Annotated in this window: 9 protein-coding genes; 6 read left to right on the top strand and 3 right to left on the bottom strand. The window is 42.6% G+C overall.

The window, feature by feature from the left end:
• Positions 1-181 precede the first annotated feature (181 nt).
• On the bottom strand, positions 182-820 hold the full coding sequence (locus H6F42_RS00810) for a Uma2 family endonuclease (protein WP_190397447.1): 639 nt from the start codon (positions 818-820) through the stop codon (positions 182-184).
• Between the two features lie 222 nt (positions 821-1,042).
• Here H6F42_RS00810 and H6F42_RS00805 point away from each other — a divergent pair, with 222 nt between their 5' ends.
• From H6F42_RS00805 to H6F42_RS00785, 5 genes are all read left to right on the top strand, one after another.
• Entirely contained in the window at positions 1,043-2,071 is a 1,029-nt protein-coding gene (locus H6F42_RS00805) for a hypothetical protein (RefSeq protein ID WP_190397446.1), read from the top strand.
• A gap of 459 nt (positions 2,072-2,530) precedes the next feature.
• On the top strand, positions 2,531-3,862 hold the full coding sequence (locus H6F42_RS00800; RefSeq protein ID WP_190397445.1) for a pitrilysin family protein: 1,332 nt from the start codon (positions 2,531-2,533) through the stop codon (positions 3,860-3,862).
• A 127-nt stretch (positions 3,863-3,989) separates the two neighbouring features.
• Positions 3,990-5,390: an ATP/GTP-binding protein gene (locus H6F42_RS00795; protein WP_190397444.1), complete on the top strand. Its 1,401-nt coding sequence runs from the start codon at positions 3,990-3,992 to the stop codon at positions 5,388-5,390.
• A gap of 8 nt (positions 5,391-5,398) precedes the next feature.
• Positions 5,399-6,001 (top strand): RloB family protein, encoded by a 603-nt coding sequence (locus tag H6F42_RS00790; protein ID WP_190397443.1) that lies wholly within the window; start codon positions 5,399-5,401, stop codon positions 5,999-6,001.
• A gap of 99 nt (positions 6,002-6,100) precedes the next feature.
• Positions 6,101-8,104: a flavin-dependent dehydrogenase gene (locus tag H6F42_RS00785; RefSeq protein WP_190397442.1), complete on the top strand. Its 2,004-nt coding sequence runs from the start codon at positions 6,101-6,103 to the stop codon at positions 8,102-8,104.
• Between the two features lie 12 nt (positions 8,105-8,116).
• Here H6F42_RS00785 and H6F42_RS00780 read toward each other — a convergent pair whose 3' ends face one another.
• Both H6F42_RS00780 and H6F42_RS00775 read right to left on the bottom strand, forming a co-directional pair.
• On the bottom strand, positions 8,117-9,232 hold the full coding sequence (locus H6F42_RS00780; RefSeq protein WP_190397441.1) for an aminoglycoside phosphotransferase family protein: 1,116 nt from the start codon (positions 9,230-9,232) through the stop codon (positions 8,117-8,119).
• Positions 9,233-9,299: 67 nt separating this feature from the next.
• A complete protein-coding gene (locus H6F42_RS00775; RefSeq protein WP_190397440.1) occupies positions 9,300-10,655 on the bottom strand; it encodes a TldD/PmbA family protein in 1,356 nt (451 codons plus the stop codon).
• A 424-nt stretch (positions 10,656-11,079) separates the two neighbouring features.
• On the opposite strand from H6F42_RS00775, the gene H6F42_RS00770 reads away from it, so the two are divergent.
• Complete coding sequence (locus H6F42_RS00770) at positions 11,080-13,974, top strand: AAA family ATPase (protein WP_190397439.1); 2,895 nt, start codon at positions 11,080-11,082, stop codon at positions 13,972-13,974.
• Positions 13,975-13,997 lie beyond the last annotated feature (23 nt).

Raw genomic sequence — 13,997 nt, 5'->3', positions numbered from 1 at the left:
GCTTTTCTTTTTTGTATTCCATTGGTATGGCTATAGCCACTCTTGTTAGGACACAACCCCAAGAAGTGAGTTGCGGCGCGAAGCGCCGCAACTCACTTCTTGGGGTTAAAAATAGACATTAAAACCCAAGGATTAGCTGTGCGGCGCACAGCTAATCCTTGGGTAGGAAGTGATTAAGTAACTAGGCTGCCATAATCTGCTCGACGGTGAGATTTAATTCGGGGAAAGTCTGAGAAATAAGGCGATCGCTATTTTGAAATCTTGTTATTTGATATTTGCCTTCCGTATCTAAAGTAAATATCAGTACCGAAGGAAGTTTGGGATCTCCTAAATAATTACGCGACCCGATCGCTAAATAATCCACAATCCAATATTCAGGGATACCTAAGCGCTCGTATTCATCAAGTTTGTCAATATAATCATCTTCCCAATTGGTGGACACTACCTCCACCGCAAGCTGAATTGGTTGGCGAATACCCCGATGATTTAGGCGATCGCTACGCCACAGATCGCGATTAATTACGCTGACATCTGGATGTCTGCCTTGTTCTTTACCTTTCTTATTTATGGTTAAAACTGCCGCTACGTCATTAACCACGTAGTTTAAATTTAAGCGCTCAACCTCTCGATCAAAGCTTTTTAAAATTAGCCAAGCAACATCGTAATGAATTCGGGTTGCTAAGATTTTTACCATTTTGCCATCCACTAGTTCATAGCGACCATCTTCAGGACATTGCGCCAAAAACTGGTCAAAATTTAGCTCTAGATTCGTCTCTTGAAATATCTCTGAATCTGATCTTGGCGGTGTGAGTGTAATCATAGATTTCCTCAAAATGCTTAGCCTAAATTATATACTCCCTTCCCACCCAAGATTAGCTATGCGTCGCTTTGCGCTACCTACCTAATTCTTGGGTTTTAATGTCTATTTTTTAGACTGGGAAGGGAGTATTTAGGTTATGTCAGAAAAAGTCAGAAAACTTCTAGAAAAAATTGCTTTTATGTCGCTACAATATGTCCACCTTTTTGGTGAGGATGTAGGGAAATGTATAAAAAGCGTCAAAAAATGTCCGTAGCTAATATTGGAGCGACGATTTTAGCTGCCTTTGTGGGGGCGATCGTTGTTCCAATGCCAACCCAGTCGCAAACTACGATCAAGCTTGAAAATCGGGCTGTGCGGGATGAAGCCGATCGCTTATTAGATCTTGGCTACAATCAGTTCAAGGAAGGCAAACCCCGCGAGGCGATTAAAACTTGGCTCTACGCGATTGGCTATTACCGCCGCGTCAACGATCAAGCCGCAATTTCCTACACTCTGGCGCGAGTGAGTGATGCCTATGAAGTTTTAGGCGCAAGTAATGCGGCTCAAGATTCCACGATTCAACGCATTGGCTACGCTAATACTTTGAAAGACAGTGGCGCAAAGCTAGAAAGCTCTAATAATTTGGTCAGCTTCAAAATTGCTGAAAATAAATTAGAATCTGCGGCAAAACTCAACAAAGAGACTCTAGATCTAGCGATCGCCAAAGAACAGCGACTAAATACGGCGATCGCTCTAAATAGCAAAGGCTTAATCGCAGGACGCTATGGTAATCATGTAGAGGCTCTCAAGCAATATTACGCATCGATCAAGATACATCCGCTTCGGGAAGCCATTGGTGAGGGGTATACCTACGTTAATAGTGGCGATAGTTTAATGGCTTTGGATAATTACAAGTCAGCTATCAAAGACTATGGAATGGCTCTGACGATCGCGCGTCAATATCGCAATTATCCGTTGATGTCGGTGGCTAGCGATCGCCTGATTGCCGCCTATCTCGAAGTTCCTAACTTTTATCGCATTGAAGACTTATTGCAAAATCGCTCTAGCTTAGCTCTGGTGATGGGCGATCAAGAAACGGCGGCGATCGTGCAGCGATATTTGGGAGATTTATACCTGTCCTTTGGCAATCTTCCTAAAGCCCGCGTCGCTTATCAAGAGTCCTATGACTTTGCGGCTAATTTAGAGGAAGGAGCTAGTAGCCTTGCCCTGCGCGAAGCTTATTACAAATTGCGAGCATTGGATCAAATGTAGGTTTCAAGTTTTATTTTCTTGTTCCCCTCGCTTACGGGAGAGGGCTTTACAAGTTTCCACGTAGCACAACCTTAGATGAGGGGCGGCGCTTTGCGCCGCCCCTCATCTGAGGTTGTGCGAGACAGAAAATGGCAGCGCTATTTTCTTTGATTGGGTTAATGCAGTAGGAGAAAGCTAAAATTGCAAGAAATTTAAATATTTCCCCCAATTTACCTAAAATAAAGGTTAAGTTATATTCAAGACTGAAATATCTAGAACTAAAGCTCCTTTTTGCTTTATGGCAACCGCAATTTGACCAAGTGTTAATTAGTCAGGTGGAGCAGATAAAAAAGATCCCTTTGTTCGTATTTTGAGCCTTTGAATTTATATAATAAAAACAAAAAATTTTATTTATATTTTCTTCCTTCTATTTTTCTTTCTCATTTTTTAGCAAACCCTTTAGCAAAAGTTTATATTGCCATGCCAGCGATCGTCATTCCGCGTCGGTTAGATGTAGCTGAGACTGATCATGCTCTCCATGATCTAGCTACTAGAGCGCAAGTATCTGCGCCCACTCAACATATTTTGCCAAACGGAATTAAGATTATTGCCGAACAGGTTCCTGTGGACGCAGTTAACCTTAGCATTTGGGTTAATGTTGGCTCTGCGGCGGAAACCGATGACATTAACGGCATGGCACATTTCTTGGAACATATGGTTTTCAAGGGTAGCGATCGCCTTGCTTTGGGAGAATTTGAACAGGCGATCGAGTCCCACGGTGGTAATACCAATGCGGCAACCAGTCAGGACTACACGCATTTTTATATCAATGTCGCGCCCAAGGATTTCGCCACGCTTGCGCCTTTACAACTGGATATAGTGTTAAAGGCAAGCATTCCCGATGAAGAGTTTCAGCGCGAACGTCATGTGGTGTTAGAGGAAATCCGCCGCAGTGAAGACAATCCCGATCGCCGCATTTATCGCCATATTTCGGAATTAGTCTATGAAACTTTACCCTATCGCCGTGCGGTGCTGGGCCCTGTCGAAGTGATTGAAAATGTCACCTCGGAGCAGATGCAAGCCTTTCACCGCAAATGGTATGCGCCGCAAAATATGACGATCGCCGTAGTTGGCAATCTGCCCGTAAGCGAAATGATTAGCGTAATTGCCGATTACTTTGAAACTCGCAATGACGATCAGGCGATCGCGGATAAACCAGAGCCTAAGACTTTTACCCCCGAAAAGCCTTTTACCGAAATTGTGCGGCGCGAAGTGACCGATACCAGCCTGAAGCAAGCCAGATTGAGCATGACATGGCGCGTTGCTGGTTTGACTGAACTATCGGAAACCTATCCCTTAAGTATTCTTGCCAATATTCTCGGTAGCGGACGCACTTCGCGGATGGTGCAGGATTTGCGCGAAAATCGCCGCATCGTCGATCGCATTTCCGTTAGTAATTCAGCGATGCGTTGGCAAGGAGCTTTCCAAGTGTTCGCGAAGTTAAATGTGGAGGATGTGGCGATCGTCGAAGAAGCGATTCGCGAGCATATTCGCCAACTGCATGAAGTGCCTGTCACCGATGAGGAACTAGCCAAAATTCGCACTCAAGTCAGCAATCGCTTTATCTTCGGTAATGAGTCACCCAAGGAACGCGCGGGCATCTACGGCTATTACGATCGCATTGTTGGTTCTCTAGAACCAGCCTTAAACTATCCCGATTTAATCAAATCCATCACCAAAGAGGACATCCAAGCCGCCGTTCGCAAATATCTCAATCCTGATGCCTACGGTATTTTGATTGTCAAACCTTAAATGGTACTAACTTCATAAAAAATACTCATCCAAATGACAATTTAGGAGATTTTTTCTCCTGAATTGTCATTTGGATGAACCATATAAACTATAATCAAACAAAATTCTCAATATGTTTGATTAAAAAATGCTAATTCAATTCACCATAGAAAACTTTTTGTCCTTCAGAGATGAAGTGACATTTAGTATGGTGGCGGTTAATAGTGATAGTCAGCATAGCGAGCATCTTGCTCAGCATGAAGCAGGAGAAGGTCGTTCTGTATTACCAATTGCTGCTATCTATGGAGCTAATGCCTCAGGTAAATCAAATCTTATTAAAGCTATAGCTTTTGCTCAAAATCTAGTGCTGGAAGGAACTAGAAGCAATCAATCTATTGCTATACATCCATTTAAGTTAGGAGATTGCAGCAAAAATCCTAGTAAGTTCGAGTTTATTTTTACCTACAAAGGTTCTCAATATTCTTACGGATTTACTCTAAATAGAGAACAAATTTTAGAAGAATGGCTATATGGAATTCCTCAAGGTAAGAAGAAAGAGATAATGTACTTTGAGAGATTTACTTCTATTCAAGACTCAAATCCAACAAAAACAACTATAAAATTTGGCTCTATTATTAAAGGTAAAACTCGCAAAGACGAACAAAATTTAAACTTTATTGCGTTAGGCACTCGCCCTAATCAACTTTTTCTAACAGAATCAATTGATCGCAATCTTAATGCCCTAATGCCAGTCTACAACTGGTTTAGTAATGCATTAACTGTTATCCCAGCAGATGTAGATTGTACAGGCTTAGAAGTTAGTGTACAGAGAAATAAAAATTTTAGAAATTTTCTTGATGGATTTCTTCAAGTTACTGGAACAGGCATAAATTCAGTTGTTGACGAAAAAATAGAAGTTGATTTCGATCAGCATCTTGCAACTATGCATAAATCGACAAGAGAAAAACTTTTGCAAGAATTGGATAATAGACCTGAAGTAACTGTTGAAAAGTCCCAAGGAGGGAGAGAAATATTTTCTAAAGATGATATGGGGAACGTAACCCTGACCAGATTGAAAACAATACATCTTGCGGAGAATGGAGACTTTATCAATTTTTCTATAGAAGAAGAATCAGAAGGAACACAGCGATTAATTCATCTGATCCCTGCTCTTTTTTTGTTGCAGCAAGAACCAGAAAAGATTATTTTTTTAGATGAACTAGATCGGCGATTACATCCTTTACTTTCTCGATATTTTGTTGAGACTGCTATAAATTGTAGGGCAACAAGTAATCAACTTATTTTTACAACCCATGATACTAATTTGCTAGATCTAGATTTATTGAGGCGTGATGAGATATGGTTTGTTGAAAAAAATAAAAATGGTATATCTGATTGCTACTCGTTAGCTGAATTTAAGATCAGACCCGATCTTAAGATTGAAAAAGGTTACTTGAATGCTCGTTTTGGAGCTATTCCTTTTTTTGGAAACCCAAAAGATTTGGGGTGGTTTGAATGTGAAGATTCTCTATCTGAAAAGGCAAATTGATAAGAGAAATGAGAAAGATAAACCGCACTAAGCTTTTAGACCGTAAACATGATCGCCGAAGTGCAAAATTATTTGTGATCGCAACCGAAGGTAAAGACACAGAAAAGCAATATTTTGAAATGTTTGGAAGCCGTAAAGTCAAAGTAGAAATATTAGCTACTGGAGATGATAACAAGTCTGCACCCGAATATGTGTTGGAACGTCTAGATAAATTTAAGGATTTATATGATTTTAATGAAGAAGACGAGTTTTGGTTAGTAATTGATGTGGATCGCTGGAGAAAACAATTAATTACAGTCTGCCGTCAAGCTAATCAAAAAGGCTATCAACTAGCCATTAGTAATCCTTGTTTTGAAATTTGGCTATGTTTACACTTTAGGGATTTACACCCCACAGATAAAACTTGTAAGCATTTTGAAGCCAGACTTAAAGCAGATTTAGGGGGCTACAATAAGAGCAATTTAGATATTTTTGCATACCAACCCAATGTAGAAAGCGCGATTAAGCGATCGCGAAATCTTGATTTAAACCTAAAGGGATCTTGGACTTCAGAATTAGGTACTCGTGTTTATAAATTGGTTGAGAGTATTTTGCAAAGCCTCAATGATTAGTTCCAGAATGGTTAGAGCCTTTACAATGTAGCTGTCGCTTATTTAGTAATGCGATCGCCTATATGCCAAAATTAGAACATTGAAGATATTGATTTAGCCATGCAGCAGTTACTTTACATCGAGATTCCTACAACGCAGGTTGCAGCCGTGAAAACATGGCTCCAGACTGAGTACCAACCTCCCTTTGGGAAAAAATCCGTTGCTAAGCATGGCTTTATCCTCGATCGCCAAAATCGCTCAGGAGCGATCGCGCAATTATCAGTATTTATCTGGACATTACAGCGCACGGCTTATCTCAAAGTGTTTCGATGGTCGGATGAGGTCATGGATGGGGAAAAGGAATTTCTTGACCATTTGACAAAGGCGGCGCGTCAAGCTTTTCCCTATGAGTTTAAACAACCACCAGCGATCGCCCCGAATCAATCAATTTTTGCAGCCCTAGTTGAAGAATATCCGCTTACGGTCAAATTCTTTCAACGCATTCCCAATGGTGAATATGACCTTAATCGCGTCTATTGGTGGGAAAAGCGCTGGCGGGAAAGTGTCAAAAATCCTGAAACTCCTAAACAAGTGATTTTTGAAGATTCACAAGCTAATTCTGTGAAGTCAGATGTAATCTATGACATTGTGTATTTGGGAGGAGCATTAGGCGCGATCCATGCGGCGATGATGGCTAAGTTAGGTTATCGTGTGTGCTTAGTAGAGCGAATTCCCTTTGGACGGATGAATCGAGAATGGAATATTTCCCGTGCGGAATTCCAGAATCTCATCGACTTTGGGCTATTCACTAAAGAAGAATTTGAAGTGATGATTACGGCGGAATATGTTGATGGCTTTAATAAGTTTTTTGATAGCAATAATCCACCCCATCTCAAGGCTAAGGTGCTGCATACGCCTACGGTTTTAAATATTGCGATCGATACTAATCGTTTATTAGAGATTTGTAGCAAGAAATTACATCAGTATGGCGCAGTAATTTGCGATCGCACTGAATTTCAGAAAGTAGTAATTAATGATAACGGCGCGACCATTTTTGCTAAAAATTTGGAAACAGATGCGGAGGTAATTCTAAATTCGCGATTGGTGATCGATGCGATGGGATCGGCTTCAGCGATCGCGCAACAACTGAATGCAGGGCAAGCCTTTGATAGCGTTTGTCCCACTGTGGGCGCAGTTCTCGAAGGTTTTGATAAACAGGTTTGGGATTCCCAGTATGGTGATGTGCTGTTTAGTCATGGCGATATTTCGCGAGGACGACAATTAATTTGGGAACTCTTTCCTGCGGAAAAAGATGAACTAACGATTTATCTATTCCATTATCACCAAGTCCATCCAGAAAATGCAGGATCATTATTGGAGATGTATGAGGACTTCTTCACGATTTTGCCAGAATATCGCCGTTGTGATATGGAGAAACTGACTTGGAAGAAGGCAACCTTTGGCTACATCACGGGACATTACAGCTTGAATGAAGACTCCAAAAAATGTGCCTTTGATCGGATACTCGCGATCGGTGATGCTGCCTCGTTGCAATCACCCCTTGTGTTTACAGGGTTTGGTTCCCTCGTTCGCAACTTGCCACGTTTAGCGACATTGCTGGATACAGCCTTGAAACATGATTTGCTCAGAGCCGATGATCTCAGCCAGATTAATGCCTATCAGAGTAATATTGCGGTTACTTGGCTATTTTCAAAAGGAATGATGGTTCCCACGGGGATGTATTTGCCGCCAGAGCGAGTGAATTCGATGCTGAATACATTTTTTGGCTTGCTTGCCGATGAGCCGCAACCTGTCAGCGATCGCTTTATCAAAGATCGGCTGGGATGGCTGATGTTTAACCGCCTTGCTCTCATTGCTGCTTTTAAAAATCCTCAGTTAATTCTCTGGATTTTCCAAATGGCGGGGCTAAAGGATTTGCTGAAATGGCTATCTAGTTATGGAGCCTTTACCCGCAGTTCTTTAACTAATGCGCTTTTGGGCGGATGGTTGCCACCAATTTTACGCAATTGTCAACCATGGCTAGAACCTAATAATCCCCGCCTGTGGCTACGTTTACTCAGTTGGAGCTACGCTATTAATTATTCCGTTGGCAAAAACAAATAGAAAAGAAGCTTTTTATTTTGTTTTTTCAATAATGTGATTAATAGCAGGTTTTTGAGCTTCGATGCTTTCTAATAAACGGAATTGGACTAGCGATCGCAATAAATTATGTTCAGGATATTTCACTGCGAAGTAGACATTTCCTAATAGATAATCGGTAAAGAAGCGCAGACCTAACTCAAAGGTAATCACACGGATAGAATCGTAAATATAGGCATAGTCAGATTCCGTTAAAAAGGAACTTGCTTGCGATAAATAGCCTTGCAAAATCGCAAAACAGAGTTCGCTACTAAATTCCACATCTTCCCATTGCTCGCACTCTTCCCCAGAGGGATTGCAGCCCGATCTCAAACAGTCGCCGATATCGTAATGAATTAAACCAGCCTTAATCGTATCCAAATCAACCACACTTACGGCTAAGTGAGTATGCTTATCAAATAAAATATTATTTACTTTAGGATCACCATGCATGGTTCTCAAAAGTAGTTTGCCAGAGGCTTTCGCGGCTTCTAAGATATGCGCTAAATATTTGTGTGACTCTACAAAGTTCAGACAATAATTAACCTCTGGCGATCGCAAAATCAGGTGTTCGCTGGTTGCCAAGGCGGCGGTGTACTGCTCCAGATAAAGCGGTGTGATATGGAAGCCCACCAGAGTATCTGCTAGTTTTGCGGAGTCGAGATCACTCGTTAAATGATGGAAAGTTCCCAAAGCATAGCCCACTTCCCTCGCATGATCGACATTGAGCAACGCATCAAAGGAATGGGAATTCTCAATAAAGCTTAGCGATCGCCAAAATTCACCATTCGCTGTTTCGATATAGTCTTGTCCATCCCCAGTTTGCCGAACTTGTGGCACTTCCCAGCGACGTTGCAAGGGATTCTTTTGTAAGCGATCGCTTACATGATCGGCATAAATACGCATATTCTGCATTACCTGCTTCGGATTACGGAATACATTGGTATTGATGCGCTGCAAAATAAAGGGAGATGGGTTTAATCCCTGACCTGAAGCCAAAAAAGTTGCATTAATATTGCCACTACCAAAGGCTTGAATTTGTGTAATAGTTTCCTGTTGAGAAAATTGCGAACCGATATGAATAAGTTTTTGCAGTTCTTGATTTTGACTCATAGCAAGGGTTTTGCGTAGTTATAGCGTGATTGATTTTTGCCGTAGGCAAAAATCAATCACGCTATAACTATAGAGTAAAGGTAAAGTCTTTGACTAACATTCCAGGAACGAGAATTGCGCCGAGCGATCGCTTGCCATAGGTTCCAGTACTGGGAATAAAATCGCGAAAGCTGGTCAAATCCTCTAAATTATCACCTAAAAATTTATAGATACTATCATCAAAACGGAGATTCTCAATGGGAGCAATAAATTTACCATCTTCTACCCAAAAGCAAGCATAGCGAGTCATGCCTGTAATTCTGCCGCCAGTGCGATCGCTCCAATTGAGATAGTGCAAATTCGATAAATACAGCCCCGTATCTAGTCTGGATAAAATATCCGACTCGGCTAGACTCCCTGCGGCAATTTCAGGCGATCGCATGGATTCGCCTTCGTCGGCTCCATTTGTTTCTTTGTCATATTCTTTGGCACTGCGCGAACTCACCAAAGTATTAGTTAATTTACCCTGATCGATTACTACTAGTTGATCAGGAGCAACTTCCCCCAAACTATTAAAGCGTGGCACATTTCCATAACTAAAATTTTCCTTGAGACTGAGTAGCGGTGATAGAGATTTTTCTTGATTGCGGAGCTTTAAGAGCGCACTACTACCCTGCTGCATGGAGCCTTCGCCCACACTCCAAGCCAAAAAACCAAATAATTCGGAAGCCGCCGCAGGTGCAAAATAGGTGTGATACTGCCCCCTTTCAATCTTTTTACTTGGGCGTTGTAAAGCGATAAGTTGTTGTTGCGATCGCTGAATTTGGGAATGATAGGCTTGCTTATTCCAGTCTTTGCCTGCATAGATTCCTTTCACCGCCTTTTCGCCCGAATCGGTCTGCACAAACATCGAATAGTCTACAAAAAAAGAATCCGTCGCAAACCAATGGCGTTGCCCTGCGGAATTAGCATTAGCTCGCACGATGGAACCTGAAGCATAAAAGCCTGTAAAATCTACTTTTGCCACAGGCTCTAAAATCGTGGCGATCGCTTCCTCAGAAGACAATAACTTCCCTTGATATAACTCACGACTGGAGCCTTGATTTTCGGGTAGAACTAAGTAAGGATTTTCAGGTATTTGCGAAACCTCTTTCCGCAGATATTGCAAGCTCTCCATTGCCACGGGATCATCAATGCTGAGATCGCCCGTAAAGGGAAATTCTGCATAGGCTTCACGATGATTATAAATTAATGTCACTGTGACTGTCCCATCAGCGACTATCCCTGATTGTCGAACTTTAGCATGATTAAACCTTGTAAATTGACTGCGCTCACTGTCAAGATTAATCGTCAAATGTTCACCCACATGGAGGCTATTATTGAGGCGATCAACTAATTGATAGAATGAATGCTCTAGTTCTTGCTCTTCAAGATGTCTAATCATTAGAAATTTAAGTTCTTTAAGATTTTACTGAGTATCTAGGCATAAGAAAACTTAAAAAAATAGGTTAAGATCCTCAACTTTTTCTAGGCAAGTAAAGACAATTTGTAAATTCACCCAAAAAGTCGGGGATCGTTGCTTTTTAGAGGTTTCTTTTGCTAATCGACTTAGTGTCAATATAGCAATCCTTCTCCATTTATGGGTAATAAATCTTTCTACTCCTTTCCCCGTAGCTAAATAGGAGGTGTGCGGCGAAGCCGCACACCTCCTATTTATTCGTAAGTTGTGACGCAGAGTGCCGCAACTTTCTATGAGACTTAGCTGTAACGCAACACTAGCCAACTGAGTTTTATAGGCTTTGACGATAATGTAAACTTATCTTAACTAACATTAGTCAATACACCCGATCCTGCCGTAACCAAAGCCAATGCAACCAACCGATCCAAAAAAATTCACTGAAAAAGCATGGGAAGCGATTGTCAAATCGCAAGAAGTCGCAAGGCGATCGCAACATCAGCAACTCGAAGTTGAGCATTTAGTCATGGCGCTCTTGGAGCAGGAAGAAGGCTTAACTACGAACATCTTCACGGCGATGGCAGTGCCGATGGCTAGAGCAAGGCGACAGGTGGAGGAATTTTTGCGACGACAGCCCCGCGTGGCGAGTCCCGAGCAGTTGTACTTAGGGCGTAACCTAGAGGTATGGCTCGATCGCGCTGAGGAGAGTCGTAAGAGCTTTGGGGATGAGTTTATGGCGATCGAGCATATGCTGATCGGCTTAGCGGATGACGATCGCCTTGGTAAGCGGCTCTATCGCGATTTGAGCATTGATCGCAAAAAATTAGAGGAAACCATTAAAGCGGTCAGGGGTAGCCAGACCATTACCGATCAAAATCCTGAAGCGAAGTATGCGGCTTTGGAGAAGTATGGGCGCGATCTGACGGAGCAAGCTAAGGAGGGCAAGCTTGACCCTGTGATCGGTCGTGATGATGAAATTCGGCGGGTGATGCAGGTGCTATCGAGACGTACCAAAAATAATCCTGTGCTGATTGGTGAACCGGGAGTGGGTAAAACCGCGATCGCTGAAGGATTAGCCCAACGAATTATTCGTGGTGATGTTCCTGAATCCCTCAAAGACCGCACGATTATTAGCCTTGATATGGGTTCGCTGATTGCTGGCGCAAAATATCGTGGTGAATTTGAAGATCGCCTGAAAGCGGTACTAAAGGAAGTTCTCAACTCCGATGGCAAAATTGTATTATTCATTGATGAGTTGCATACGGTGGTCGGTGCGGGTGCAACGCAGCAAGGCGCAATGGATGCAGGGAACTTGCTCAAGCCGATGTTAGCGCGGGGTGAGTTGCGATGTATTGGCGCGACAACTTTGGATGAATATCGCCAATACATTGAAAAGGATGCGGCTTTAGAGCGTCGCTTTCAACAGGTGGTCGTTGATCAGCCCACGGTGGAAGACACGATCTCGATTTTGCGCGGACTGAAGGAACGCTATGAAGTGCATCATGGTGTAAGTATTTCGGATTCGGCATTAGTAGCTGCCGCCACCCTTTCCAATCGCTATATCACCGATCGCTTTCTGCCCGATAAGGCGATCGATCTCGTCGATGAGTCGGCAGCTAAATTAAAAATGGAAGTAGATTCGCGTCCATTGGAACTTGATGAAATTGATCGCCGCCTGATGCAATTAGAAATGGAAAGACTATCTTTACAACGCGAAGGTGATTCTACGCCCATCGAACGCACGGAAACAGAAGGGAAAGTTGTCTATAAAACCAAAAGCGGGAAGGCAGTCCAAGATCGTCTTGAACGCCTTGACAAAGAAATGAATGAACTGCGCGATCGGCAAGTAGCTCTAGATGATCGTTGGCAAAAGGAAAAAGATACGATTGATAATTTGCGGAATTTGAAAGAACAAATTGATCAAACGAAGTTGCAAATTGAACAAGCTGAGCGAGAGTTTAATCTCAATCGAGCTGCCGAACTCAAGTATGGCAAGCTAACGGAACTAGAGAAAAATCTCGATGAAGCCGAGTTAGAATTGAATCGCGCTAGGGCTGATGGTTCAATTTTATTCCGTGAACAGGTTACGGAAGATGACATTGCCGAAATTGTGGCGCGTTGGACAGGGATTCCTCTCAAGAAATTATTGCTATCAGAACGCCAGAAACTGCTGACCCTAGAAACCCATCTGCACGATCGCGTGATTGGTCAAGAGGAAGCCGTAAGCTCCGTAGCCTCAGCGATTCGTCGCGCCCGTGCAGGTATGAATGATCCCAATCGTCCTCTGGGTTCATTCCTGTTTTTGGGACCAACGGGTGTTGGTAAAACCGAACTCGCTCGCGCCCTTGCCGAATTTCTCTTTGATTCCGATGCCTCAATGGTTCGCATTGATATGTCGGAATATATGGAAAAACATTCCGTATCGCGCCTAATCGGTGCGCCCCCGGGGTATGTGGGCTATGAGGAAGGTGGACAATTCTCCGAAGCCGTGCGCCGCCATCCTTACTCTGTAGTTCTATTCGATGAAGTCGAGAAGGCTCATCCCGATGTATTTAATATTCTCTTGCAAGTCCTTGACGATGGGCGGATTACTGACAGTCAAGGTCGCTTAGTTGATTGCAAAAATACAGTCATTATTATGACCAGTAATATCGGTAGCGATCGCATTCTCGAAGTGTCAAAAGAAGCGCCTAAAAAGATCTCCGCAAAATTCAAAACTAAGCCTAAATCTAAATTTGATCAAACCCGAGAGCAGATGATTAAGATTATTAGTGGGCTCAAATATCAGGTTGCTGATGCGCCTGATAGTGTTGATTTTGCTGATTATATTATTAAGGAACTTAGTAAAAAAGATATTGACATTAATCTTCCTCTCCCTCTCGAAACTTCAGAATTATCCACAAACCAAGCGGATAATTCTGAAGAAGAATCTCTTTATGACGAAATGCGCGATCGCGTCCTCGATGTTCTGCGTACTCATTTCCGCCCTGAATTTCTCAATCGCATTGATGAGACGGTGATCTTCCATGCCCTGCGCCGTAACGAGATTCGCTCGATCGCTACCTTGCAGATTAAACGGATTGAAAATCGCCTCAGCGATCGTAAAATTTCCCTCAATCTCAGTGAAGAAGCTAAGGATTATATTGCAGCAGTTGGTTATGATCCGTCCTATGGGGCGCGTCCTCTGAAGCGAGCGATTCAAAGGGAAATCGAAAATCCGATCGCTACAAAAATCTTAGAAGGAAGCTTTGCTGAAGGTCACACGATTCACATTACTGTGGAAAACGATAGCCTTGTTTTCACCTAAAATCAGACGTTAAACAAAAGGGC

The organism is Pseudanabaena sp. FACHB-1998 (assembly GCF_014696355.1).
Classification (GTDB): domain Bacteria; phylum Cyanobacteriota; class Cyanobacteriia; order Pseudanabaenales; family Pseudanabaenaceae; genus Pseudanabaena.
The sequence above is the reverse complement of the archived record's forward strand: the minus strand, read 5'-3'. Positions and strand labels throughout refer to the sequence as shown.

Coding starts and splice junctions, on each gene's coding strand:
- H6F42_RS00810 (WP_190397447.1), bottom strand. CDS start 820: ATGATTACACTCACACCGCCAAGATCAGATTCAGAGATATTTCAAGAG.
- H6F42_RS00805 (WP_190397446.1), top strand. CDS start 1,043: ATGTATAAAAAGCGTCAAAAAATGTCCGTAGCTAATATTGGAGCGACG.
- H6F42_RS00800 (WP_190397445.1), top strand. CDS start 2,531: ATGCCAGCGATCGTCATTCCGCGTCGGTTAGATGTAGCTGAGACTGAT.
- H6F42_RS00795 (WP_190397444.1), top strand. CDS start 3,990: ATGCTAATTCAATTCACCATAGAAAACTTTTTGTCCTTCAGAGATGAA.
- H6F42_RS00790 (WP_190397443.1), top strand. CDS start 5,399: ATGAGAAAGATAAACCGCACTAAGCTTTTAGACCGTAAACATGATCGC.
- H6F42_RS00785 (WP_190397442.1), top strand. CDS start 6,101: ATGCAGCAGTTACTTTACATCGAGATTCCTACAACGCAGGTTGCAGCC.
- H6F42_RS00780 (WP_190397441.1), bottom strand. CDS start 9,232: ATGAGTCAAAATCAAGAACTGCAAAAACTTATTCATATCGGTTCGCAA.
- H6F42_RS00775 (WP_190397440.1), bottom strand. CDS start 10,655: ATGATTAGACATCTTGAAGAGCAAGAACTAGAGCATTCATTCTATCAA.
- H6F42_RS00770 (WP_190397439.1), top strand. CDS start 11,080: ATGCAACCAACCGATCCAAAAAAATTCACTGAAAAAGCATGGGAAGCG.